This window comes from Streptomyces sp. NPDC007917 (assembly GCF_042959105.1).
GTDB lineage: Bacteria > Actinomycetota > Actinomycetes > Streptomycetales > Streptomycetaceae > Streptomyces.
Window position 1 is genome coordinate 557,652 of record NZ_JBIBKK010000001.1, and the last position, 24,452, is coordinate 582,103.

20 protein-coding genes and 1 riboswitch are annotated in these 24,452 nt (G+C 74.4%); of the genes, 5 read left to right on the top strand and 15 right to left on the bottom strand.

The genetic code is table 11. The features are described 5' to 3' along the window. The first annotated feature begins 86 nt into the window (after positions 1 to 86). Positions 87 to 665, top strand: a complete 579-nt coding sequence (locus ACFZDL_RS02360) for a histidine phosphatase family protein (RefSeq protein ID WP_353590969.1) — start codon at positions 87 to 89, stop codon at positions 663 to 665. A 42-nt stretch (positions 666 to 707) separates the two neighbouring features. On the opposite strand, the gene ACFZDL_RS02365 is transcribed toward ACFZDL_RS02360, so the two are convergent. From ACFZDL_RS02365 to ACFZDL_RS02380, 4 genes are all read right to left on the bottom strand, one after another. Continuing rightward, positions 708 to 1,472 carry a CbtA family protein gene (locus ACFZDL_RS02365; RefSeq protein ID WP_353590968.1) on the bottom strand — a complete coding sequence of 255 codons (765 nt, stop codon included), beginning with the start codon at positions 1,470 to 1,472 and terminating at the stop codon, positions 708 to 710. A gap of 22 nt (positions 1,473 to 1,494) precedes the next feature. Then, a complete protein-coding gene (locus ACFZDL_RS02370; protein ID WP_147998663.1) occupies positions 1,495 to 1,716 on the bottom strand; it encodes a CbtB-domain containing protein in 222 nt (73 codons plus the stop codon). 61 nt (positions 1,717 to 1,777) lie between these two features. Then, positions 1,778 to 1,860, bottom strand: a riboswitch (cobalamin riboswitch). A 79-nt stretch (positions 1,861 to 1,939) separates the two neighbouring features. After that, entirely contained in the window at positions 1,940 to 2,377 is a 438-nt protein-coding gene (locus ACFZDL_RS02375; protein WP_391190195.1) for a Rid family hydrolase, read from the bottom strand. A gap of 32 nt (positions 2,378 to 2,409) precedes the next feature. Continuing rightward, positions 2,410 to 3,534 carry an acyl-CoA dehydrogenase gene (locus ACFZDL_RS02380; RefSeq protein WP_353590967.1) on the bottom strand — a complete coding sequence of 375 codons (1,125 nt, stop codon included), beginning with the start codon at positions 3,532 to 3,534 and terminating at the stop codon, positions 2,410 to 2,412. A 165-nt stretch (positions 3,535 to 3,699) separates the two neighbouring features. On the opposite strand from ACFZDL_RS02380, the gene ACFZDL_RS02385 reads away from it, so the two are divergent. Both ACFZDL_RS02385 and ACFZDL_RS02390 read left to right on the top strand, forming a co-directional pair. After that, positions 3,700 to 5,394, top strand: coding sequence for an AMP-binding protein (locus tag ACFZDL_RS02385; RefSeq protein WP_353590966.1), 1,695 nt, complete (start codon positions 3,700 to 3,702; stop codon positions 5,392 to 5,394). Between the two features lie 4 nt (positions 5,395 to 5,398). Beyond that, positions 5,399 to 6,256 (top strand): PaaX family transcriptional regulator C-terminal domain-containing protein, encoded by an 858-nt coding sequence (locus ACFZDL_RS02390; protein WP_353590965.1) that lies wholly within the window; start codon positions 5,399 to 5,401, stop codon positions 6,254 to 6,256. A gap of 46 nt (positions 6,257 to 6,302) precedes the next feature. Here ACFZDL_RS02390 and ACFZDL_RS02395 read toward each other — a convergent pair whose 3' ends face one another. The 3 genes from ACFZDL_RS02395 to ACFZDL_RS02405 all read right to left on the bottom strand — a co-directional run bounded on the left by ACFZDL_RS02395 (position 6,303) and on the right by ACFZDL_RS02405 (position 10,105). Further along, entirely contained in the window at positions 6,303 to 6,851 is a 549-nt protein-coding gene (locus ACFZDL_RS02395) for a DinB family protein (RefSeq protein WP_353590964.1), read from the bottom strand. Between the two features lie 12 nt (positions 6,852 to 6,863). Next, positions 6,864 to 9,119, bottom strand: coding sequence for a bifunctional salicylyl-CoA 5-hydroxylase/oxidoreductase (locus ACFZDL_RS02400; protein WP_353591096.1), 2,256 nt, complete (start codon positions 9,117 to 9,119; stop codon positions 6,864 to 6,866). Between the two features lie 158 nt (positions 9,120 to 9,277). Beyond that, on the bottom strand, positions 9,278 to 10,105 hold the full coding sequence (locus tag ACFZDL_RS02405) for an enoyl-CoA hydratase family protein (protein WP_353590963.1): 828 nt from the start codon (positions 10,103 to 10,105) through the stop codon (positions 9,278 to 9,280). Between the two features lie 282 nt (positions 10,106 to 10,387). Between ACFZDL_RS02405 and ACFZDL_RS02410 the strand changes: the two genes are divergently transcribed. Further along, the gene (locus tag ACFZDL_RS02410; RefSeq protein ID WP_391190199.1) at positions 10,388 to 10,933 is read left to right on the top strand and encodes an ATP-binding protein; all 546 of its coding nucleotides are present in this window, start codon (positions 10,388 to 10,390) and stop codon (positions 10,931 to 10,933) included. On the opposite strand, the gene argF is transcribed toward ACFZDL_RS02410, so the two are convergent. From argF to ACFZDL_RS02440, 6 genes are all read right to left on the bottom strand, one after another. Then, entirely contained in the window at positions 10,930 to 11,934 is a 1,005-nt protein-coding gene (argF, locus tag ACFZDL_RS02415; RefSeq protein WP_353590961.1) for an ornithine carbamoyltransferase, read from the bottom strand. The two genes, ACFZDL_RS02410 and argF, sit on opposite strands and share 4 nt — an antisense overlap. Before the next feature lie 121 nt (positions 11,935 to 12,055). Then, positions 12,056 to 13,279 (bottom strand): arginine deiminase, encoded by a 1,224-nt coding sequence (locus ACFZDL_RS02420; RefSeq protein ID WP_353590960.1) that lies wholly within the window; start codon positions 13,277 to 13,279, stop codon positions 12,056 to 12,058. Between the two features lie 69 nt (positions 13,280 to 13,348). Further along, entirely contained in the window at positions 13,349 to 14,161 is an 813-nt protein-coding gene (locus ACFZDL_RS02425; RefSeq protein WP_353590959.1) for a hypothetical protein, read from the bottom strand. 14 nt (positions 14,162 to 14,175) lie between these two features. Continuing rightward, positions 14,176 to 16,353: a hypothetical protein gene (locus tag ACFZDL_RS02430; RefSeq protein WP_353590958.1), complete on the bottom strand. Its 2,178-nt coding sequence runs from the start codon at positions 16,351 to 16,353 to the stop codon at positions 14,176 to 14,178. Positions 16,354 to 16,616: 263 nt separating this feature from the next. After that, the gene (locus ACFZDL_RS02435) at positions 16,617 to 17,309 is read right to left on the bottom strand and encodes a Crp/Fnr family transcriptional regulator (protein WP_353590957.1); all 693 of its coding nucleotides are present in this window, start codon (positions 17,307 to 17,309) and stop codon (positions 16,617 to 16,619) included. 221 nt (positions 17,310 to 17,530) lie between these two features. Beyond that, positions 17,531 to 19,063: an MFS transporter gene (locus tag ACFZDL_RS02440; protein ID WP_353590956.1), complete on the bottom strand. Its 1,533-nt coding sequence runs from the start codon at positions 19,061 to 19,063 to the stop codon at positions 17,531 to 17,533. A 72-nt stretch (positions 19,064 to 19,135) separates the two neighbouring features. On the opposite strand from ACFZDL_RS02440, the gene ACFZDL_RS02445 reads away from it, so the two are divergent. Further along, positions 19,136 to 20,113, top strand: a complete 978-nt coding sequence (locus ACFZDL_RS02445) for a helix-turn-helix domain-containing protein (protein WP_353590955.1) — start codon at positions 19,136 to 19,138, stop codon at positions 20,111 to 20,113. Positions 20,114 to 20,145: 32 nt separating this feature from the next. Here the strand turns inward: ACFZDL_RS02445 and ACFZDL_RS02450 are convergent, their stop codons facing one another. Together ACFZDL_RS02450 and ACFZDL_RS02455 are read right to left on the bottom strand one after the other, a co-directional pair. Next, entirely contained in the window at positions 20,146 to 22,848 is a 2,703-nt protein-coding gene (locus tag ACFZDL_RS02450) for a polynucleotide kinase-phosphatase (protein WP_353590954.1), read from the bottom strand. Then, complete coding sequence (locus ACFZDL_RS02455; protein ID WP_353590953.1) at positions 22,845 to 24,392, bottom strand: 3' terminal RNA ribose 2'-O-methyltransferase Hen1; 1,548 nt, start codon at positions 24,390 to 24,392, stop codon at positions 22,845 to 22,847. Before ACFZDL_RS02455 ends, ACFZDL_RS02450 begins: the two co-directional genes overlap by 4 nt. Positions 24,393 to 24,452 lie beyond the last annotated feature (60 nt).

The following is a 24,452-nucleotide window of genomic DNA, read 5'->3' on the forward strand; positions in this document are numbered from 1 at the left end:
GGCAGGTGAGGGCCCACCGGTGGTTACGTGGGTGCCGTACCCGAGGGAGACTCGTGCCCCATGGCGCAGACAGCAGGAGTGACCGCGTGACCAGCCGTGTCATCTTCATCGCGGCCGCGATGAGCCCTTCGCTGCGCCAGGCCCGGTTCGACGACGGCACGGCCCCTCTCGAGGACGGCGGCGCGGCGCGGGCCCGCGCCGCGGCCGGGGTGCTGCCTCCGGCCGCTCGCGTCGTCACCTCCCCCGGCCTGCGCTGCCGGGAGACCGCAGCGGCGCTGGGGCTCGGCGCGGCCGAGCCCCGTGCGGAGCTGGCCGGCCTGGACGCGGGCCGCTGGCGGGGCCTCACCCTCGACGAGGTCGCTGCCGCCGAGCCGGAGTCGGTGGCCCGGTGGCTGGCCGACCCGGCGGCCGCGCCCCACGGCGGGGAGTCGGTGCGGGACATGTGCCGGCGGATCGGACGGTGGCTGGACACCGCGTCGCACACCGACGGCCATACGCTCGCCGTGGTGGAGCCGGACGTGGTGCGGGCCGTGGTGGTGCATGTGCTGGGCGCGCCCGCGGCGGCCTTCTGGCGTGCCGACGTTCCCCCGCTGACGGCGACCGGGGTCAGCGGACGGGCCGGACGCTGGAACCTCGGGCTGGGGCGGCCGCTCAATGGCCCCTGACAGGAGCGGCCGCCCCGGCGGGGGGTCAGGGAGACGGTCGCGTCACGGCCGGCCGGCGGCGGCGACCGTCGAGGCCGGGGCCCTGGTGGCGGGCTCAGGTCTCAGCAGACGCTCGGCCAGCTCGCCGAAGACGAGTCCGAACCCTCCCCACAACGCGACCTGGATGGCCAGCGCGGAGAGCCGGAACCGCCACAGCACGGTGGCCGGGAAATCGGCGGGCACCTCGCCCACGGCCGGAAGGAACGCGTACGCCAGGCCGATGGCCAGGGCGAAGGCGGCCACCGCGGCGACGGTGGCGTACCAGGTGCCCAGTTTCGGGGCGAGCCGCTTGCCGAGGATGGTCGCCGCGATCGCGAGGAGCACGCTGAGCACCATCATCAGGAGGTACAGATTGGTCCGCTCGCCGAGGGTGTCGGGGTTGCCGACGGCGGGCGGATTGGCCGGGTACTTCAGGAACGGCACGACGTAGACCGCGAGCAGGGCGCAGCCGGACAGCAGCAGCGCGGTGGCCCGCGGGGTGAAGCGGCCGACGCGGCCCAGGGCGAAGCAGTAGGCGAGGGCGGCGATGCCGCCGAAGGCGACCCCGTAGATCAGCACACCGGTGGCCAGGCCGGCGGTGGACTGCAGGCTGCGGGAGACGAGTTCGACCTCGTGGTGATGCGCCGGGGCGTGGGACTCCTCGAAGCCGATCGCCTTGTCGACATTCGGTTCCCCAAGGAGATAGGCGACGATCAGGGCGAGCACGCCGGCCCCGAGGCCGGCGAGCATGCCACGGACGAGCAGATTCCGTACCGTTGCGGAATTCATGAGGGTGTCGGTGTCCCTGGCGTCAGTGGCAGGGGAAGCCGAGCAGGTGGCGGGCGTCGTGCACCCACTCGTGGACGTCCTCGCCGGAAACGACGGAGGTGGCGCCCTGTTCGGCGCCGACGAAGTACAGCAGGACCAGCATCAGGATGCCGAAGAACACCGCCCACGGAACGATCGCACCGATCGGCAACTTTGCCGGGAGAGCGGGGGTGGTGGCGGTCGGCTGAGCGACATGCTGTGCCATGGCAGGGCCTCCTTAGGGAGTTCGCGTCCCATCTCGGTGGTGCACTGGACGACAGCTACGGGTCTGACTCACAAGACATCCCTTGGAGCGTTTGGAACGTCTCGTTCACAGTGGCGCGACCGTGCCGGGTTCCCACCGGCTTCCGTCGTGCCGTCGTCGATATCGCACCGACGGTACCGCGCCGCGCGGGCCCGGCCAATACCGCGCCATCCGGCGTGATGCGCTACGGCAGCACCGCGATGCCGTCCAGCTCGACCATCGCCGCCTCGTCCCACAGCCGGACGACGCCGATGACCGCCATGGCGGGGTAGTCGCGCCCGGCCAGCTCCCGCCAGATCCGGCCGAGTTCGGGGGCGGACGCCCGGTAGGCCGCGACGTCGGTGGTGTGCACGGTGAGCCGGGCCAGGTCCGCGGGGGTGCCGCCGACCGCGGCCAGGGCGGTGAGCAGATTGGCCAGGGCGCGCCGGAACTGGTCCGGGAGCGTGGCGCCGACGACCGCGCCCGCGCCGTCCAGCGCGGTCTGGCCCGCCAGGAAGACCAGGCGTCCGCCGGTGGCCGTGACGGCGTGGCTGAATCCGGTGGGTGGGGAGAGCTCGGGCGGGTTGGTGCGCCGCAGGGACGGGCGGGTGGCGGCCTCGGGGCGCCCGGACGGTTCGGACAGCGCGGGTGGTTCGGACGGCTCTCGCTCCTCGGTCACCGGTACAGCTCCTTCGCGATGATCGTGCGCTGGACCTCGGTCGCGCCCTCGTAGATCCGGGGCGCGCGGACCTCGCGGTACAGGTGCTCCAGGAGATGGCCGCGGCGCAGCGCCCGCGCCCCATGGATCTGTACGGCGGCGTCCACGACGTACTGGGCGGTCTCGGTGGCCAGGAGCTTGGCCATCGCCGAACTCCGCGCGATGCCCGGCGCGCCCTCGTCGTACGCGGTGGCGGCCGCGTAGACCAGGAGGCGGGCGGCCTCGGTGCGGGTGGCCATCTCGGCGAGCTGGTGGGAGACCGCCTGAAGGTCCTTCAAGGGCCCGCCGAAGGCGGTGCGCTCCCCGGCGTGGGCCACGGACGCGTCGAGCGCGGCCTGGGCCATGCCGACGGCGAACGCGCCGACGCTCGGCCGCAGCAGGTTGAGGGTGCGCATGGCGACGCCGAACCCCTTGTCGGGCGTGCCCAGGACGTCCTCGCGGGTGACGGGGACGCCGTCGAAGGCGAGGCTGCCGATGGGGTGCGGGCTGAGCATCTCAAGACGCTCGCCGGTGAGCCCCGGCCGGTCGGCGGGGACGAGGAAGGCGGTGATGCCGCGCGAGCCCGCGCCCTGGGTGGTGCGGGCGAAGACGACGGTGAAGTCGGCCTCCGGGGCGTTGGAGATCCAGCACTTCTCGCCGGTCAGCCGCCAGCCGCCGGCCCCGTCGGGGTCGGCCCGCAGGCCGAGCGCGGCGGCGTCGGAGCCGGCCTGCGGCTCGCTGAGCGCGAAGGCGGCGACCGCGCGGCCCGCCCGGACCTCGGGCATCCAGCGCGCGTACTGCTCCGGGCTGCCGGAGAGCACGATCGGATAGCCGCCCAGGCCCTGGAGGGCGAGCGCGGTCTCGGCCTCCGTGCACTCCCGGGCGAGCGATTCGCGCAGCAGGCACAGGTCGAGGGCGCGCACCGGCCCGTCGTCGGGGAACAGCCGGCGCAGCAGGCCGAGTTCGCCGAGGGCGGCGGTCAGCGGCCGGTTGACCCGGCCGGGCCGGCCGCTCCCGGCGAGCGGGCGCAGCAGGTCGCGGGCGAGGGAGCGCACTTCGGCGCACCAGCGCCGCTGCTTCGGATCGAGTGCGAACGACGGCACCGGTCACCCCCAGTAACTCGGTTTTGCCTCCGGGGCGCCTCAGCCCCTTCGGCGTGGAGTGTTTATCGCGATCTGTTGACTGTCGTCACCATCACGTTACGCTGACAAGGCGACTTCAGGCAGGCATGTGCAGGCACAGGGGCAGGCATAGGGGGCGCGTCCTCGATGGAGCTCAGGCCTTCGGCCCATACCGACACCTTCGCCCGCGACCATCTGCCGCCCGCCGAGCAGTGGCCGGCCTTCCTCCTCGACCTGCCGGGGCCGCCCTACCCCGATCGCCTGAACTGCGGCGCCGAGCTGCTGGATCGCACCGTCGAGCGGTTCGGCGCGGACCGGGTCGCGGTGCGCGCCGCCACGGGCGAGGTGTGGACGTACGGCGAACTGCGCGCCCACGTCGACCGGATCGCACACACCCTCACCGGCCCGCTCGGCGTGGTGCCCGGCAACCGGGTGCTGCTGCGCGGGGCCACCTCGCCGTGGCTGGCCGCCTGCTGGCTGGCGGTGATGAAGGCGGGGGCGGTCGCCGTGACCGTGCTGGCCGCCCACCGGTCCCGGGAGTTGGCGACGGTCTGCGAACTGGCCCGGATACGCCACGCGCTGTGCGACATCCGGTGCGCCGACGACCTGGCGAAGGCCTCGGTGCCGGGGCTGCGGACGACGTATTACGGCGGGGACGGCCCCGGGGACCTGCTGCGGCTCGCGGCCACCGCGCCCGCCTCGTACGAGGCGGTGGCGACCTCCGCCGACGACGTGGCGCTGATCGCCTTCACCTCGGGGACGACCGGGCGGCCCAAGGGCTGTATGCACTTCCACCGCGATGTGCTGGCCATCGCCGACACCTTCTCGGCGCAGGTGCTGCGGCCGCGCCCGGACGACGTGTTCGCGGGCAGCCCTCCGCTCGGTTTCACCTTCGGCCTCGGCGGCCTGGTCGTCTTCCCGCTGCGCGCGGGCGCCTCCGCGCTGCTGTCCGACTGGGGCGGCCCCGAGCGGCTGCTGGCCGATATCGCACACCACCGGATCTCCGTGCTGTTCACCGCGCCGACCGCCTACCGGGCGATGCTGGCGCGGCTGGACGGCGCGGCGCCGGACGGCGGCCCGTACGACATCTCCTCGCTGCGCCGCTGCGTATCGGCGGGTGAGAACCTGCCCGCGACGACCTGGCAGGCATGGCACCGGGCGACCGGGCTGCGGATCATCAACGGCATCGGGGCGACCGAGCTGCTGCACATCTTCATCTCCGCCGCCGACGACGCGATCCGACCCGGCACGACCGGGGTCCCGGTGCCGGGGTTCGAGGCGCGGGTGGTGGACTTCGCGGATGACGTCGCGGATGGCGGGCTGTGGCCCGTTCCGGACGGCCAACCCGGGCTGCTGGCGGTGCGCGGGCCCACGGGCTGCCGCTATCTGGCGGACGAGCGGCAGCGCGAGTACGTACGGGACGGCTGGAACCTCACCGGAGACACCTACGTCCGCGACGCGGACGGCTACTTCCGGTATGTGGCACGCGCCGACGACATGATCATCTCGGCCGGGTACAACATCGCGGGCCCCGAGGTCGAGGACGCGCTGCTGCGCCACCCCGATGTGGTGGAGGCCGCGGTGACCGGGCGGCCGGACGAGCGGCGGGGCACGGTCGTGGTCGCGCACGTGGTGCTGCGGCCGGGCGTGGCGCGTACGGACGAAACCACAGACGCGCTGCGGGAGTTCACCGTCGCCGAGCTGGCCCCGTACAAGTGCCCGCGCGAGTTCGTCTTCCTGGACGCCCTGCCCCGCACCGCCACCGGCAAGCTCCAGCGCTATCTGCTGCGGGACGGGAGCGCGCAGCGCGGTGAGCCGGGTGCGAACAGCGCCTTAAAGTAAGCGCGTGACCGGCCAGCACACCCCTCGCTCCCTGATCGTCACCTTCTACGGCGCCTACGGCCGCGGCGGCGCCGGCCGCCCCGCCGGCCCCGTCCCCATCGCCGCGCTGATCCGGCTGCTGGGCGCGGTGGGCGTGGACGCGCCCTCCGTGCGCTCCGCCGTCTCCCGCCTCAAGCGGCGCGGGCTGCTGGTCGCCGACCGCACGGACGCCGGGGCCGCCGGATACGCGCTCTCCCAGGACGCGCGCCAGCTGCTCGACGACGGCGACCGCCGCATCTACGCCCGCCCCGACGGCTGCGCGGATGAGGCCGTGGGCGGCTGGCTGCTCGCCGTCTTCTCGGTCCCCGAACAGGAGCGCCACAAGCGCCATCTGCTGCGCTCACGGCTGGCCCGGCTCGGCTTCGGCACCGCCGCGCCCGGGGTGTGGATCGCCCCCGACCACCTCTACGACGAGACCCGGCACACCCTGGCCCGCCTCGAACTCTCCCCGTACGTCGACCTCTTCCGCGGCGCCCACGCGGCCTTCGAGCCGACGGAGCGGGCGGTGCGCCGCTGGTGGGACCTGGAGCAGCTGGCCAAGCTGCACCGCGCCTTCCTGGACGCCCAGGAACCGGTGCTCGAGCGCTGGGCGGGACGCGCCATACCGGCCGCCCCTGCACGAGGCGACGCCTACCGCGACTACGTCCTCGCCCTGGACTCCTGGCGCTTCCTCCCCTACGCCGACCCGGGGCTGCCGCCCGCCCTGCTGCCGCGGGACTGGCCCGGCGCCCGGGCGGCGGAGGTGTTCACGGCGCTGCACGACCGGCTGTACGAGGCGGGCGCCGCGTACGTACGGGAAGCGCTGTCGGCCACACGCGCCTGACGCCTGGCGCGTGGCGGGTGGAGGGTGACGCGTGGCGGGTGGCACGTCACACGCCGATCGCGCCGTCGATCCGCTCCCGCAGCAGGTCGGCGTGGCCGTTGTGCCGGGCGTACTCCTCGATCATGTGGATGAGGACCCAGCGCAGCGAGACCGCCCCGCGCCATCCGTCGTCGGCCGTGATGTCCAGGTGGGGCGCGGCGGCGACGAAGGCCTCGGAGAACGCCACCTCCGCGCGCCACGCCCGCCAGGCCTCGGCGGCGACCGCGGGATCGGGCACGGCGCCGTCGAAGTCCCCGTCGGGCTCGGCCTCGGTGGAGAAGAGGAGGGGCACGTCCTGCCCGGCCAGCACCCGCCGGAACCAGCGGCGCTCCACATCGGCGAGATGGCGGACCAGGCCGAGCAGCGAGAGCGTGGAGGGCTCCACCGAGCGCCGGGACAACTCCCCTTCCAGGCCCGCGCACTTCAGCTCCAGGGTCGCCCGCTGGGCCGCCAGGATGCCGGCGAGGATGCCCCGCTCGTCACCGGTCGTCGGCGCGTCGAGCCGCCGGTCCTGCTCCTCGGGGACGAACAGCTCAGCCCTTCTGCGTATGGTCATGCCGGCCATTTTTCACCGTTCGGCGCGGCCCGTCGGGGGTTTTCTGCTGCCCGCGCGGTACGGGAGCGGCCAGGGCGCGCCGGGGCCGGTGTAGCCCTGTTCGGCGGCGGCGTGCAGGGTCCAGTGCGGGTCGTAGAGATGGGGGCGGCCGAGCGCGCACAGGTCGGCTCGGCCGGCCAGCAGCAGGGAGTTCACGTCGTCCCAGGAGGAGATGGCCCCGACCGCGATGACAGGGACGCCGAGTTCGTTGCGGATCCGGTCGGCGTACGGGGTCTGGTAGGAGCGGCCGAAGTCGGGGCGCTCGTCGGGGACGACCTGGCCGGTGGAGACGTCGACGGCGTCCGCGCCGTGGGCGGCGAAGGCGGCCGCGACGGCGACCGCGTCATCGGCGGTGGTGCCGCCCTCGGCCCAGTCGGTGGCGGAGATGCGGACCGTCATGGGGGAGTCGGCGGGCCACACCTCCCGTACGGCGTCGAAGACTTCGAGCGGATAGCGCAGCCGGGCCGCGAGGGTGCCGCCGTAGGCGTCGGTGCGGTGGTTGGTGAGCGGGGACAGGAAGCTGGAGAGCAGATAGCCGTGCGCGCAGTGGAGTTCGAGGAGGTCGAAGCCGGCGCGGGCGGCGCGCCGCGCGGCGGCGACGAACTGCTCGCGGATCTCGGCGAGCCCGGCGGCGTCCAGGGCCTGGGGGACCTGGCCGACGCCGGGGCGGTAGGGCAGCGGGGAGGGGGCGGCCAGCGGCCAGTTGCCGTGCGGAAGGGGGTCGTCCATGCCCTCCCACATCAGCCGGGTGGAACCCTTGCGGCCGCTGTGGCCGAGCTGGACGCCGAGGGCCGTGCCGGGGGAGGCGGAGTGCGCGAAGTCGACGACCCGGCGCCAGGCGGTGTCGTGCGCGTCTGCGTACAGGCCGGTGCAGCCGGGGGTGATGCGGCCCTCGGGGCTCACGCACACCATCTCGGTCATCACCAGGCCCGCGCCGCCCAGCGCCCGCGCGCCCAGGTGGACGAGGTGGAAGTCGCCGGGCGTGCCGTCCTGGGCCGAGTACATGTCCATGGGCGAGACGACCACGCGGTTGCGCAGGGTCAGACCGCGCAGCCGGAAGGGGGTGAACATCGGCGGGGTGGCCTGGGGCAGCTCGGCCTCGCGCTCGACCGCCGTCACGAAGGCGGTGTCGCGCAGCCGCAGATTGTCGTGGGTGACGCGGCGACTGCGGGTGAGGAGGTTGAAGGCGAACCGGCGGGGCGGCTGGTCCACGTAGAGCGCCAGGTTCTCGAACCACTCCAGGCTGGCGCGGGCCGCGCGCTGGGTCGACTCGACGGCCGGGCGGCGCTCGGCCTCGTACGCCGCGAGCGCCTCGGGCAGTGAGGAGCGTCCCTGGATGTGGTCCGCGAGGTGGTGCGCGAGCGCCGCGGCGTCCTCCATGGCGAGCTTGGTGCCGGAGCCGATCGAGAAGTGCGCGGTGTGCGCGGCGTCGCCGAGCAGCACCGTGTTCCCGTGCCACCAGCGCTCGTTGACGACCGTACGGAAGGCGGTCCACTGGGAGCGGTTGCCGTGCAGCGGGCGGCCCCCGAGGGCGTCGGCGAAGAGCTCGGCGCACCGCCGCGTGGACTCCCGCTCGTCCAGCCGGTCCAGGCCGGCCCGGCGCCAGACCTCCTCGCGGGCCTCGACGATGACGGTGCTGGCACCGGGTGCGTAGGGGTAGCCGTGGAGCTGCAGTACGCCGTGTTCGGTCTCGGCCACCTCGAAGCGGAAGGCGTCGAAGGCGAAGTCGGCGGCGAGCCAGATGTAGCGGCAGCGGTGGGTGGTCAGCCGGGTCCTGAAGACATCGGGGTGGGCCTGGCGGGTCGCGCTGTGCACCCCGTCGGCGGCGATCACCAGGTCGTACGAGCGGGCCAGTTCGGCGGCGGGCGGCGCGGGGGTGCCGAACCGGAGCCGGACGCCCAGGGCGTGGCAGCGCTCGTGCAGGATGCGCAGCAGGCGGCGCCGGCCGAGGGCGGCGAAGCCGTGGCCGCCCGAGGTCAGCGTCCGGCCGCGGTGCACGACGTCGATGTCGTCCCAGCGGACGAACGCTTCGCGCAGGGCGGCGTGGACGGCGGGGTCGGCGTGCTCGATGCCGCCAAGGGTCTCGTCGGAGAGGACGACACCGAAGCCGAAGGTGTCGTCGGGGGCGTTGCGCTCCCAGACGGTGACCTCGGGCCCGGGGGTGATCCGGCACAGCAGCGCGGCCGCGTACAGCCCGCCGGGACCGCCGCCGACCACGGCGATCCGCAGAGGGCGGCGACCGGGGCGCCGGGCACGCGACGAGTCCTGGGCGGCGGGCTGGGCGGGGGCGTGGGCGGTCTGGGCGACTGCCTCAGCGGCGGCCTGGGCAGCGGGCACGGCGGCGGCCTCGGCGGCGGGCTGGGGCGTGGGCCGGGGCGTCGGCCGGCTCATCGTCCTTGCCAGCCGGGCGGGCGCCGGGCGGTGAAGGCGGCGTGGAACTCGGCGTAGTCGGCGCTGTTCATCAGCAGCGCCTGCGTGGCCGCGTCCATCTCGATCGACGCGCCCAGCGGCATGTCGAGCTCCGCCGTGAGCAGCGCCTTGGTCTGCGCGAGGGCGAGCGCCGGCCCGTCGGCGAGGCGGCGGGCCAGCGCCGCTGCCTCGGCCGCCGCCCGGCCCTCGTCGACGAGCTTGCTGATCAGGCCGATGCGCTCGGCCTCGGGCGCGCGCACCGGCTCGCCGAGCATCAGCAGCCGGGTGGCGTGGCCGAGGCCCACGACGCGCGGCAGCAGATACGCGGCGCCCATGTCGCCGCCGGACAGCCCCACCTTGGTGAACAGGAACGAGAAGCGCGCCGACGGGTCGGCGACCCGGAAGTCGGCGGCCAGGGCCAGCACCGCGCCGGCGCCCGCCGCGGCCCCGTGCACCGCGGCCACGACGGGGAAGGGGCACTCGCGCAGGGCGCGCACGACCTGGCCGGTCATGCGGTTGAAGTCGAGCAGTCCGCGGGTGTCCATGGCGAGCGTGGCGCCGATGATGTCGTCGACATCGCCGCCGGAGCAGAAGCCGCGGCCCTCCCCGCCCAGCACCAGGGCCCGTACGGAGCCCTCGCGGGCCAGCTCGGGGAGGAGATCGCGCAGGTCGGCGTAGGCACCGAAGGTGAGCGCGTTGAGCTTCTCGGGGCGGGCGAGGGTGACGGTCGCGACGCCGTCGTCGAGGGCCAGGCGCAGATGGCGCCACTCCCCGGTCCCGGTCGCGGAGCCGGTGAACGGACTCATGGGCCAGGGCCTCCTTCAGCCGGGCGGCTGGTGCCTGCCCTCCGAAGTTATCACTCGCCTGTGACCATCGTCACGAGTACGCGATAAATACGGCCAGGAGAACCGCCCGAGAGGCCGCGCCCCGATAACTGAGTGGTAATAAGTCACATCAAGAGTGGTCCCTAGCCTCTTACGGCGCTATCGTCCGCTTCATACCTCCTCCGGCCACCACGGGGAGGCGCCCCCGATGACCGCCGCCCATAGACCGCGAGGTTCCGACACCGACTGGACCGAGCCGTGCCCGTGCCCGACCCCACCTCCGCGATCGCCTCCTGGCGCTTCGCCCTGCCACACACTCCGGTGGCCGTCCCGCTGGCCCGCGCGCTGGTCCGCAACACCCTCGCGGACACCGGCTCGCCCGTGGACCGCCACGCCGCGGAGCTGCTGACGGCCGAGCTGGTCGCCAACGCGGTGCAGCACACGGACGGGGACGAGCCCATAGAGCTGGTGATGGGGCTGGCGCCGACCGGCCAGTGGCAGGTCGAGGTGCACGACCGGGACCCGGCCCCGCCGGCCGCCCTCCGCGACACGGGCACGACCGGCGGCCCCGGCGCACAGGACGGGCCGGGCGCGCCCGGCGGCCCCGGCGCACCAGGTGACGCGGGCGCACCGGACAGCGGGCCCGGCGCGCCGGGCGGCCCGCACCGCTCCGGCTCCCCCGACCCGCGCGACGTCCCCGAGCGCGGCCGTGGCCTGCAGCTGCTCCGCACCCTCAGCGCGGAGGCGGGCTACCGCCCCACCCCCGAGGGCAAGGCGGTGTGGTTCACCCTCCCGGCCGGGGCGCGCTAGGCCCGTCCGAGCGTCGCGACCAGCACCGCCTTGATCGTGTGCATCCGGTTCTCGGCCTCGTCGAAGACGACGGAGTGAGCGGACTCGAAGACCTCGTCGGTGACCTCCAGCGAGGTCAGCCCGTACTGCTCGTGGATCTCACGGCCGACGGCGGTGCCCAGGTCGTGGAAGGCCGGCAGGCAGTGCAGGAACTTCACGTCGTCGTTGCCGGTGGCGCGCAGCACGTCCATGGTGACCGCGTAGGGGCCGAGCAGCGCTATGCGCTCGGCCCAGACCTCTTTCGGCTCCCCCATCGACACCCAGACGTCGGTGGCGACGAAGTCGGCCCCGGCCACGCCCTCGGCGATGTCCTCGGTGAGGGTGACGCGGGCGCCCGACTCCTTCGCGAGCCCGTGGGCCCGCTCCACCACCGCCTCGTCGGGCCACAGCCCGCGGGGGGCGACGATCCGCACGTCCATGCCCAGCAGCGCGCCGGTGATCAGGTAGGAGTTGCCCATGTTGTACCGGGCGTCGCCGAGGTAGGCGAAGCGGATCTCCTCCAGCGGCTTGTCGCTGTGCTCGGTCATGGTGAGCACGTCGGCGAGCATCTGGGTGGGGTGCCACTCGTCGGTCAGGCCGTTGTAGACGGGCACTCCGGCGTGCGCGGCGAGCTCCTCGACGACGTCCTGCCCGCTGCCGCGGTACTCGATCCCGTCGAACATCCGGCCCAGCACGCGCGCGGTGTCCTTCACCGACTCCTTGTGGCCGATCTGGGAGCCGGCCGGGTCCAGGTAGGTGGTGGAGGCACCCTGGTCGGCGGCGGCGACCTCGAAGGCGCAGCGGGTGCGGGTGGAGGTCTTCTCGAAGACCAGCGCGATGTTCCTGCCCGTGAGCCGGCGGACCTCGGCGCCCGCGCGCTTGGCCGCCTTCAGCTCGGCGGCCAGGGCGATCAGGTGGCGGAACTCCTCGGCGGTGAAGTCCAGCTCCTTGAGGAAGTGGCGGCCGGTGAGATCTGTCGCCATGTCGGGCTCCTAGGGTGCGATCGCGAGAGAACAGTGGAAGTCTATACGAGACACCGCATATATACGGAAGCCCGTTCGGCCCTGCGATCGTGGGCACGCCCCTGCAGGGGGTCGCGCCCGGCTAGACGGGGTCCCGCTCGACCGGGCAGCTCATACAGCGCGGCCCGCCCCGCCCCCGCCCCAGCTCGCTGCCCGGGATCGTGATGACCTCGATCCCGCGTTTGCGCAGATGGGTGTTGGTGGTCGCGTTCCGCTCATAGGCGACGACCACCCCCGGCTCCACGGCCAGCACATTGCAGCCGTCGTCCCACTGCTCGCGCTCCGCCGCGTGCACGTCCTGCGTGGCCGTGAGCACCCGGATGGCGTCCAGGCCGAGCGCGGCCGCTATCGCCCGGTGCATGTGCTCCGGCGGATGGTCGGTGACCTTGAGCTCCTGGTCGGCGCCGCCCGGCTCGATGGTGTACGAGCGGAGCATCCCCAGGCCCGCGTACTGCGTGAAGGTGTCCCCGTCGACCATGGTCATCACGGTGTCCAGGTGCATGAACGCCCGCCCCTTGGGCATGTCGAGCGCCACGATGGTCCGGGCGGAGCCGGCCGCGAACAGCCCGCGCGCGAGCATCTCCACCGCCTGCGGCGTGGTCCGCTCGCTCATTCCGATCAGCACCGCGCCATTGCCGATCACCAGGACGTCGCCGCCCTCGATCGTCGACGGATAGGCCGCCTGCCCCTCCGACCAGACGTGGAAGCCGCCGTCCGCGAACAGCGGGTGGTGGCGGTAGACGGCCTCGTAGTGGACCGTCTCGTGCCAGCGGGCGGGCCAGCGCATCGCGTTGATGGACACCCCGTCGTACACCCAGGCGGAGGCGTCGCGGGTGAAGAGGTGGTTGGGGAGCGGGTTGAGCAGGAAGTCGTCCGGTTCCATGGTGTGGAAGCGGATGGAGACCGGCTCCGGATACCGCTCCAGATACTCCCGCTTGGTCATGCCGCCGATCAGCGCCCCCGCCAGCTCGGCGCCGCCCAGTTCGGCGAAGGCCTCCCGCAGATGGCCGGTGGCCAGCGGGCCGTACTCCTTCTCGTCGAAGACGCGGTCCAGCACCAGCGCCCGCGCCGCCGGGACGGCCAGGCTCTCGGCCAGCAGGTCCCCGAAGAGATGCACCTCGACGCCGCGGTCGCGCAGCACGTCGGCGAAGCCGTCGTGCTCCTGGCGGGCCCGGCGCACCCACAGGACGTCGTCGAAGAGTAGCGCGTCCTTGTTGGAGGGTGTGAGCCGCTTCAGCTCCAGGTCTGGACGGTGCAGGATGACGCGGCGCAGCCGCCCGGCCTCGGAGTCCACATGGAATCCCATGCCTCCATCTTCGCCGCTGCGCCCCCGCGGTGAACTCCGTACGGGCGTCCAGGGCCGTGGGGGCCCGCGCTACCGGGCGGCCAGGACGACGATCAGGACCAGGGCCACGGAGATCAGCCCCAGCAGCACGGACACCCACAGCTGACCGGGCTGCAGATCGATCCGGCCGCCGTCACCTTCCCGGCGCGGCCTCCCACGGCGCGGCCACCAGCGGCGCGCCCCGCTCCGGGCGGTGGCGGCCGCCGCGGCCTCGTGCTCGCGGCACTCCTCGGCCGCGCCGGTGAACAGCTCCTTCCAGGCCCGCTCGCCGAACCCCGTGGGCTGCCGCGAGTCCACGATGCGGCGCACCACCTCGCGGCCCGCGCCGCCCCGCGCGGCCCACAGGGCGGGCACCACGCACGCCAGCAGTTCCGGGGTGCCGCCGCGCTGGGCGCAGGGGCGGACCAGGCCGTCGTACAGCATCAGCGCGTTGCGCACTTGCAGCCGGTCGTCGGCGCCCGACTGCTCCCCCGCGTCGAGGTAGAGCCTGGCCAGCAGCACCTTCTCGCAGACCGCGTCCGCGAGCTCCGGACCGCGCTCGGGGGCGCGGCGCACCAGCTCCACGACGACGCGGGTGGCCCGGTCGGTGGGCATCCCGCCGTCCAGCGCGCTCAGCAGCAGGCCGTCGTCGGCCTCGCGCAGCGCGGCGGGGAACGCCTCGCCGCCCTGCCGCAGCGCCTCGCGCAGCCTCCGCGCTCCCCCGGCCACCGCCGGGAGGTGCCCGCTCGCGGCGGGGCGCGTCCGATCCGCCGGGTCCGCCCCGTGGTCCGCTGTCCGTTCTGCCGGCTCCTTTGCCCCCTGCTTCTCCAGCATCGCTTCGTCCAACATCTCCTCATCCACCATCGCCGTCGTTCTCCTCACAGCGCTTCCAGCACCTCCCGTATCCGCGCGGCGGCCCGCGCGTCGAGCGGTTCGTGGCCCTCCTGCGCCAGCAGCGGCAGGAAGTCGCACAACACCGCCAGCTGCCGCTCGTCCCCGGCCGCCCGCCGCATCCAGCCCACGAGCGCGTCCTCGGCCGCCTCGGCCGATCTGGCCCAGGTCAGCGCGGCCCGCAGCAGTTCGGCCAGCGCCGCCCGGCACTGGGGGCGGGCCGCCAGCAGCGCCGTGGCCAGCGGCCAGGCGGCGTACGGCGCCAGCTCCGGCACCTCCCGCAGCCCCCACAGATGCGAGGTGCGGGTCCCGACCGCGCGCAACACCGTCAGCAGCGCGAGGTCGCGGCGGGAGCGGCGGGTGTCGCCCAGCCAGTGGGCCAGCCGCGCCAGTACGGTCCCGGGCTGCGCCCCGGCCAGCAGCCGCACGGCGCTGTACGAGGCGGTGGAGCCGCCGTCGGCGGCGGCGATCCGGGCCAGCTCCTCCAGGGACGCGGTGACCGAGCCGGCCACCAGGCCGTAGCCGTGGGCGAGCGCGGCGGTCTCGCGCTCCCGCTCGTCGCCGCCCGCCGCCCAGCCGCTCAGCAGGCCCGCCACGGCGGGGCGTACGTCGGCGTCGCGCGCCGCCTCGGCGAGCGCGGTCGCCGCCGCCATGCGCTGCACCGGGCTGTCGCCGCGGGCCAGCGGGAGCAGCAGTTCGGTGAGGCCGTACAGGTAGTCGCGGGCGCTGAGCACGCCCGCGGCGACGGCGGCGCGCACCCACACCTGGGGCCGCGGGTCGTCGCACAGCCCGCGCAGCCAGCGGGACATCGGGCCGCGGGTGTTGTGGTGGTGGTCCCACACCTCGAAGAGCACCGCGGGCGCCAGTGCGCGCCCCCGGAACCACACCGTACGGACCGGCACGGCCGCCTCACCCAGGTCCTCCACGCCCTCCCCCGGCACCGCGCGGGCGACGGCGCACAGGGCGTCGGCGGGCGCGGTGAACGGCGGGCGCCCGGGCGCGTACTGCGGGTCGAGGGTGACCGCCAGCTCCCAGGCCAGCAGTTCGGCGGCCTCGGCGGTAACGCTGTGGGCCGAGCCGTTGAAGACGGCGAGGGCGATGCGCTGCGCCGCCCGGCGCAGCGCGGGCAGCGCGGCGGGCAGGGTGCCGGGCCGGCCGGCGTCCGCGAACCACTCGCGCGCCTGGCGCGGGGCGAACGACCGGCAGCGCGCGAGCAGTTCCGCCTCGGACAGCGCGCCCCGGGCGTGCTCGGCGAGGTGCCCGGCCAGCCGGGCCGCCTCAGCGGGCAGCGGCTCCTCCAGGCCCAGGGCCTCGGTCACCTCCGCGCTCACGGCGCTCGCGCGGGCCCGGCGGAGGAGGTCGGGCGGCTCGTCGGCCAGCAGGTCGGCCAGGTGTGCGTCGAGCACGTCGGCGGCGGCCGGGGGCTCGTACGCCATGGCGTGCCGGCGGCCGCGCAGCAGGCGGTCGGCGGCCTCGCCGCCGGAAACGCCGGAAACGCCAGAAACGCCGGAAACAAGGACGACGCAGAACGCCTCGTGCTCGGCGAAGTGGGCGCGCAACCGGTCCAGCAGGGCCTCCGCGGGGGGCCCGGCGGGCAGTTCGAGCAGATAGCCGTGGCCCCGCTCGGTCTTCTCGCCCACCGGGGCGGGGTGTTCGGCGCCGTGACCGGCGGCCGGGCAGGGCGCCGCGCCGAGCCGCCAGACCCCGCCGCCCGTCGCCTCGGCCGGCTCGGCCAGGAGCGCGAGCGCGGTCCAGCCGCGCCCGGAGCCGGGCTCGCCGCACAGCGCGAGGAGATGGGTGCGGCGCAGGTGTTCCCGCATGGCGGCGTAGCCCGGGCCCCGGCGGTGGATACGGCGCAGCCGGGCGAGCTCGTCGTGGGCCACCGGCCCCTCGGGGAGCGGGCCCACCGGGGCGGCCCCGTCCGGGTGGCGGGCGGTGTGGGGACGCGCGTCCGTGTGCAGGTTCGCGCACGCCTCGCGGGCCGCCCGGGCGCCGCCCGCCTCGCCCACGGTGCCCAGCGGGCTGTCCATGCCGTGCCCGGGCAGGTCCAGGCGCGTGCCGGTCCGCTCCTCCCACGAGTCCTCCCGGGAGTCCTCCCGCAAGCCCTCCCGCGAAGTGGTCCGCCAGGTCCGGCCGTCCGTGTGGGTGGCTTCCGGTCCGCTCATCGCCCCGCCGTCCTTCGTGTCACGTCACAGGGCTCCGGCCGAAGTGGGCGGCGGGGCTCTGCCCCCGTGCTCCGCTCCGCCGCCCTTCTCCGGTGCCGGGCGCTGGGCCGCGTGCACCCCCGTCGCACACGGTCCCGCTCCCTGTGCCTTCTTCAGGGTCGCGGCCCGGAGCTCGGGCGGCTGTAGCCGTTTACACAGTCGGCGCAGTATCGGTATGCGGCTCCGCCGCGTGGTCCCGGGGCTCACGCGCCGGCCGCGGCCGGTCACCCCGTCACGCGCCCCTCGGCCAGCAGGCGCAGCAGCGCGGTGTCCACGACGACGAAGCGGCGCGAGGCGGTCCGTACCACGCCCTGGTCGCGCAGCAGCCGCAGCGCCTTGGCGACCGCCTCCCGGGTCGATCCCACGGCGGCGGCGATGTCGTGCTGGGGCAGCGGCAGATCCACGGAGATGCCGCCGTCGGCCTCCGGGCGCCCGGTGCGTTCGGCGAGTTCGACGAGGCGGGCGGCCAGGCGCTGCAACACCTTCTCGGAGGCCAGGGAGCGGCGTTCGCCGTCCGAGCTGCGCAGCCGCGAGCTGAGCTGACGCATGATCAGAACGGTGGCGGCGGGGCGCGCGGCCAGATACGCGCGGAAGCGGTCGCCGGAGACGACGACCGCTTCCAGCCGCCCGAGGGCGGTGACCGTGGCGCTGCGCGAGCCGTGGTCGACGGCGGCCTGGTCGCCGACCACCTCGCCCGCGCCGCGCAGGGCCAGTATCAGGCGGACACCGCGCTCGGTCTCCACCGAGACGGTGGCCCAGCCGGAGGTGATGGCGACGACGAAGGTCGTGCGGTCGTGCTCGCGCAGCACGACCTGGGAGGGCTCGTACGTCCGGTGCCTGCCGAGCGCGAGCAGCGCGCGCCGGTCCTGTGCGGGGAGTGCGTCAAGGAAGGGCCTGCCGCCCTCGAAGAGACTCATCCGCCCTCCCCGCTCGGTGCCACGCGGCGGAGCCGCATATCTACAAGTGCGTCGTCCGGCTCGCGGAGAACACCTTCGCTGTTCCGGTTATCGGGCCTGTTTCAGTTATAGGCGTGGCGGGCGGGTGTTGCGGAAGCCCGTGAACAGTCCTGAGACAGTTCGGCGAGAACCCTGCGACCGAGACATGGGCGACAGCACGCTAGGCACATGTCACAGGCACGTCAATGGCGCCTCGCCGTCCGGTCCTGCCCGGTACGGAACACCGCGCCCGCGAGCGCCGCCACCGCGGCGGTCAGCGCCGCGAAGACCCAGCCCGCGCGCAGCGCCCCCAGGTCCGGCTGCCGGGCGCCGCCGGTGACCACCACCAGGGCCGCGACGCCCAGCGCGGTGCCGCCCTGACGCGACATCATCAGCACTCCCGAGCCCAGGGAGAGCCGGCGGGCGGGCAGCAGACCGGCCGCCGCGAACATCACCGGCTGGTACAGCCCGGCGCCGATCCCCGCCAGCACCAGGCCGGGCAGAAAGCCGGCCGCGTAATGTGCCGCGTCCCCCGAAGGGCCCGCCGCCACCAGCCACCACACCGGCGCCGTGGTGAAGGCGGCGGCGCCCAGTACGGCAACGCGCCGCTCCCCCAGCGCCCGGACGATCCGCCCCGACAGCACCGAGACGACCAGCACGGTCAGCGGCCACGCGGCGACGGCCAGGCCCGCGCGGCGCGTCGAGTAGCCCCAGACGCCGGTGAACAGCCAGGTCGCGGCGAGCAGGATCGCCGAGTAGGCGAGGAAGTAGCTGAACAGTCCCAGAGTGGCGGTGGTGAACCCGCGCGTACGGAACAGCCCCGGGTCCACCACCGGGTCCGGGTGGCGCCGCATGTGCGCCGCGCACAGCGCGGCACACGCGATGCCCGTGGCCAGGAAGGCGAGGGTGGCGGGCGCGGCGTACCCCCAGTCCGGCGCCTCGACGCAGGCGGTGGTCAGGGAGCCGGTGGCCAGGAGCACCAGCAGGGTGCCGAGCGGGTCGAGCCGGCGGACGCGGGAACCGACCGGTCGGGAGCCTTCCGCACGGGAGCCTTCCGCACGGGGGCCGCCCTCGCTCCGGACCTGCCCGGTCCGTACCGGCCCGGTGCGTACCGGCTCGGTGCGGGGCAGGACCCGTACGCCCGCCGCCACCGCCGCCAGCACCACCGGGACGTTGATCAGGAAGATCCACCGCCAGTCGGAGGCCGCGAGCAGTCCGCCCACCACCGGCCCCGAGCTCGCCGCCACCGCGCTCACCGCGGTCCACACCCCCACGGCCGTGGCCCGCTCGCGCGGCGCGAAGGCGGGCAGGGCCAGTGAGAGGGAGGTGGGCACCACGACCGCCGCCGCCACGCCCTGCACCACCCGTGCCGCGATGAGCCAGCCGAGGCCGGGCGCGGCCCCGCAGCCGAGCGAGGCCGCCCCGAACAGCGCCATGCCCAGCAGGAAGGAGCGGCGCCTGCCCGTCTCGTCGGCGAGCCTGCCCGCCGGGACCAGCAGCGCCGCGAGCACGATGGTGTAGGCGTTCAGGACCCAGGAGAGCGCGGCGGTGGAGGCCGAGCGGAAGTCGGCGCCGATCGCGGGGAAGGCGATATTGACCGCGATCAGGTCGAGTACGGCCAGGAACTGGGCCGTGGACGCCACGGCGAGGACCAGCCAGCGGCGGGGATCAGGGCCCGGGGAGGTCGCGTGCGTGGGCACACCGCTCCCCTGGGCCTCTGTGGAGGGGATCGTCATGCCCATCCAGCATCGACGGCGCGGCATGGACTCACGAGTGGCAGGAGTGACAGCACCCGCTACATTTCTGCCATGCCTTCGATAGCCGTCGCCGTCACCGCCGGGATGCCGATCTTCGATCTGGCCGTGCCCTGCCATGTCTTCGGCACCGACCGGCCCGAACTCCCCGACGGCTGGTACGACCTGCGGGTCTGCGCGATCGGTCCGGACAGCGGCCCGGTCGCCACCCGCTCCTGGTTCGCGGCGCACACGCCGTACGGGACCGAGGAGCTGATCGCCGCGGACACGGTGATCGTCCCGGCCTCCGCCGATGTGCGCGGCGACCCGCCCGGCGAACTCATCGACGCGCTGCGCGAGGCACACCGGCGCGGCGCCCGCGTCGTATCGCTGTGCTCGGGCGCGTTCACGCTCGCCGCGACCGGCCTGCTCGACGGCCGTACGGCGGCCACCCACTGGATGTACGCGGCGCTGTTCGCCGAGCGCTATCCGGCCGTGCGGCTCGACCCGAGCGTGCTGTACGTGGACCACGGCGATGTCCTGACCGGGGCCGGCTCGACCGCGTGCATCGACGCGTGTCTGCACATCGTGCGCGAGGACTTCGGCAGCGCGGCCGCCAACACCCTGGCCCGGCAGCTGGTCGCACCCGCCCACCGGCCGGGCGGCCAGGCCCAGTACATCGAGGCGCCGCTGCCGGAGCGCACCGACGACTCGCTCGCCCCGCTGCTGCACTGGGCCGCCGAGCGCCTGAGCACCCCGCTGACCGTCGCCGACCTCGCCCGGCGCGCCCACACCAGCCCGCGCACCCTGGCCCGCCGCTTCCACGCCGCGACCGGCACGACGCCGCTGCGCTGGCTGCAGGCCCAGCGGATCGCGCGCGCCCGCGAGCTGCTGGAGGGCGGGGACCTGCCGGTGGACCGGGTGGCGGAGCTGTGCGGGCTCGGCACGGCGGCGAATCTGCGGCGCCACTTCACCCGGGCGGTGGGAGTGCCGCCGCACGACTACCGCCGCGCCTTCCGCGCCCGCCGCCCGGCCGCGGCCCCGCGGGCCTGACCGGCCCCCCCACATCCCGACGGCCGGTGCGACTAGAGCCGGGGGTCCACCGGCTCCGACTCCAGGGCCAGCACGCCGAACACCGCCTCGTGGACGCGCCACAGCGGCTCCCCGTCCGCCAGCCGGTCCAGCGCCTCAAGCCCGAGCGCGTACTCGCGCAGGGCGAGCGAGCGCTTGTGGCCCAGGTGCCGCTCCCGCAGCCGGTCCAGGTTCTCCGGGCGGGTGTACTCCGGGCCGTAGATGATCCGGAGGTACTCGCGGCCACGGCACTTGACGCCCGGCTGGACGAGACGGCCGTCCCCCTTGCGCACCAGCCCCTGCAGCGGCTTGACCACCATGCCCTCGCCGCCGGCCTCCGTCAGATCCAGCCACCACCGCACGCCCTCGGCGACCGACGCCTCGTCCTCGGTGTCCACGACCAGCCGGCGGGTGGGGGCGAGCAGCCGGTTCACATGCTTCGGGGTGAAGGCGCAGATGGAGTTGTTCGCATAGGCGTCCAGCTCCTCCCGCTCGATCAGCCGGTCGATCATCGCGAGCTGCTGGTCGTGCGGGAGCGCGGCGAGGCTGCGACCGCGCACCGCCAGGATCTGGAACGGCGCCAGCCGGATGCCGTCCAGGCCGTCCGTGCCGTGCGGCCCCACCCTGCGGCGCCCGCCGGTCTCCTGCTGCTCCCCCGGCCAGCCGCGCGTCGGGTCCCCCACCGGCCAGCAGTAGCGGCGGTAGGCCTCGGTGAACGCGGCCGCGTCGGCCGCGCGTTCGCGCTGCTTGCCGAGCAGGGCGGTCACCTCCACGCCGCGCGCGGCGGCCGACTCCAGGGCCGCGAGCGCCCCGGGGAACGCGGCGCCCGAGGCCGCGCCCACGGCCGCGTACTGGTTGCGCAGCAGCCCCTCGGCCTTCAGCGACCAGGGCATCAGCTCGGCGTCGAGCAGCAGCCAGTCGGTGTCCAGCTCCTCCCACAGGCCCTCGCGGCCGATGGTGCCGCGCAGCCGGTGCAGGATGCGCTCGGTCATCGTCGGGTCGTCGAAGAACGGCCGGCCCGTGCGCGTGCAGAGCGCTCCGGACACGCCTTCCGGCGCGCCGAACCGCTCGCTCGCGGCCTCCTCGTCGCGGCAGACCAGCACCACCGCGCGCGACCCCATGTGCTTCTCCTCGCACACGACCTGGCGCACCCCGTCCGCCCGGTAGGCGGCGAACGCCTCCGCCGGGTGCTCAAGGAAGCCGTCTTCTTTGGACGTCGCACAGGGGGCCATGGTGGGCGGAAGGTAGGGGAGCAGCCTCGGGTCGATGGCGAAGCGGCTCATGACCTCAAGCGCCGCCGCCGCGTTCTCCTCCTTCACCGCGATGCGGCCCATGTGCCGGGTCTCGATGACACGGCGGCCGTGCACGTCGGTCAGGTCGAGCGGGCGGCCGTCGGCGCCGCCCGGGGCCTCGGTCTTCAGGGGCTTGACGGGCTCGTACCAGACCCGCTCGGCGGGGACGTCCACCAGCTCGCGCTCGGGCCAGCGCAGGGCGGTCATCCGGCCGCCGAAGACACAGCCGGTGTCCAGGCAGATGGTGTTGTTCAGCCAGGACGCCCGAGGGGTCGGGGTGTGGCCGTAGACCACGGCGGCCCGGCCGCGGTAGTCCTCGGCCCACGGGTAGCGCACGGGCAGCCCGAACTCGTCGGTCTCGCCGGTCGTGTCCCCGTACAGCGCATGCGAGCGGACCCGGCCTGAGGTGCGGCCGTGGTACTTCTCGGGCAGCCCGGCGTGGCAGACCACCAGGGCGCCGCCGTCCAGCACATAGTGGCTGACCAGCGAGTTGATGAAGTCACGCACCCGGTCGCGGAAGGCCGGGTCGGTGGCGTCCTCCTTCTCCAGCTGCTCGATGGTCTCGGCCAGGCCGTGGGTGTGCTGGACACCGCGGCCCTTCAGATAGCGGCCGAGCTTGTTCTCGTGGTTGCCGGGCACGCACAGCGCCGCGCCCGAGGCGACCATGCCCATCACCAGGCGCAGCACGCCCGGGCTGTCGGGCCCGCGGTCGACGAGGTCGCCGACGAACACGGCCGTGCGGCCCTCGGGGTGAGTGGCGTCGACGGGGCGGCCGAGGGGGTCGCGCTCCAGTACGTAGCCGAGCCCGCCGAGCAAGGTCTCCAGCTCGGAGCGGCAGCCGTGGATGTCACCGATGATGTCGAACGGGCCGGTCAGATGGCGCAGATCGTTGTAGCGGCGCTCGGTGACGACCGCGGCGGCCTCGATCTCCTCCTCACCGCGCAGGATGTGCACCTTGCGGAAGCCCTCGCGCTCCAGGGACTTCAGCGATCGGCGCAGCTCGCGGCGCTGGCGCGGGATGACATGGGCGGGCAGCTCCATCCGGTCGGGGCGCTCGGCGTTGCGCCGCGCGCAGACGCTCTCCGGCACGTCGAGGACGACGGCGACGGGCAGCACGTCGTGCTCGCGGGCCAGCTCGATCAGGCTGCGGCGGGCCTGGGGCTGGACGTTGGTCGCGTCGACGACGGTCAGCCGCCCGGCGGCGAGCCGCTTGCCCGCGATGTAGTGGAGCAGGTCGAAGGCGTCGGGGGTGGCGCTCTGGTCGTTCTCGTCGTCGGCGACCAGCCCGCGGCAGACGTCGGAGGAGACGATCTGGGTGGGCAGGAAGTGGCGGCGGGCGAAGGTGGACTTGCCGGAGCCGGTGGTACCGACGAGGACCACGAGGGACAGGTCGGGCACGGCGAGGTCGCGCCTGGCGGATGTCATGCGGCCGTCTCCTTCGCGGTCGTGGTGTCGGTCTCAGGGGTGGTTTCCGTGCCGGTTTCCGTGCCGGTTTCCGTACCGGTCCCGGCGCCGGTTTCCGTGCCGGTTCCGGCGCCGAGGCGGAACAGCGCGAGCTGGGTCGGCGGGCCGACCTCGGGGTCGTCGGGGCCGACGGGCCGGAACTCCACCGCGTACCCATGGCGTTCGGCCACGGTCCGCGCCCAGCCCTGGAACTCCTCCCGCGTCCACTCGAAGCGGTGGTCGGGGTGGCGCACCCGCCCGGCGGGCAGGGTCTCCCAGCGCACGTTGTACTCCACGTTCGGCGTGGTCACCACGACCGTACGGGGCCGGGCGGCGCCGAACACCGCGTACTCCAGGGCGGGCAGCCGCGGCGGGTCCAGATGCTCGACCACCTCGCTGAGCACCGCGGCGTCATACCCGCGCAGCCGGCTGTCGGTGTACGCCAGGGACCCCTGGAGCAGCTTCACCCGCGCCGAGCGGCGCTCGCTCATCCGGTCAAGCCGCAGCCTCCGGGCCGCCTCGTTCAGCGCGCGCATCGACACATCGACACCGACGATCTCGGTGAACCGCGCGTCCTTGAGCAGGGCGCCCACCAACTGCCCCTGACCGCAGCCCAGGTCGAGCACCCGGGCGGCGCCGGCCGAGCGCAGGGCGTCGAGGATCGCCTCGCGCCGCCGCACGGCCAGCGGCACCGGCGTGTCCTCGGTGTCGGACCGCTCGTCGACCGCGTTGTCGATCTCCTCCACCTCCCTGTCGTCCGCCTCCGCGAGCCGCACCAGCTCCAGCCGCTCCAGGGCGCTGCGCGTGAGCGACCAACGGCGGGCCAGATAGCGGCTGGTGATGAGCCGCTGCTCGGGGTGGTGCTCGAGCCAGCCCTCGCCGGAGTCGATCAGCTTGTCCACCTCGTCCGGAGCCACCCAGTAGTGCTTGGCGTCGTCGAGCACCGGCAGCAGCACATACAGATGGCGCAGCGCGTCGGCCAGCCGCAGCTCGCCCTCCAGCACCAGCCGTACGTACCGCGAGTCGCCCCACTGCGGGAACCGCTCGTCCAGCGGGACCGGCTCGGCGGTCACCGCCCAGCCCAGCGGCGTGAAGAGCCGCACCACCAGCTCGGCGCCGCCGCGCGCGGGGAGGGCGGGCACCTCGATCCGCAGCGGCATCGCCCGCTCGGGCAGCTCGGGCCGTGCCTTGCAGCGGCCCTTGAGCGCGCTGGAGAAGACGCTGCTGAGGGCGACGGAGAGCAGCGAGGAGGCGGCGTAGGGGCGGTCGTTGACGTAGTTCCCGAGGGCAGCGTCCGGGGCGCCGCCCCGGCCCTTGCCCCGGCCCCGGCGCACCAGCGCCACCGGGTCCACCTCCAGCAGCAGCGCTGCCGTGCAGCGCTCGACGTCCGCCTCGGGGTAGAAGACGTGCGCCGTGCCGTGGGAGGTCGAGAACCGCTGCGCCTTGTCGGGGTGCTTGTGCAGCAGGAACCCGAGGTCGGTCGCGGGGCGCTCGGCGGTGCCGGTGGTGGTTATCGTCAAGAACACCCGTCCGAGTATCGCCGGACCACCGCCGCGTTTCTAATCGTTTAGGCCTGCTCTCCCCCT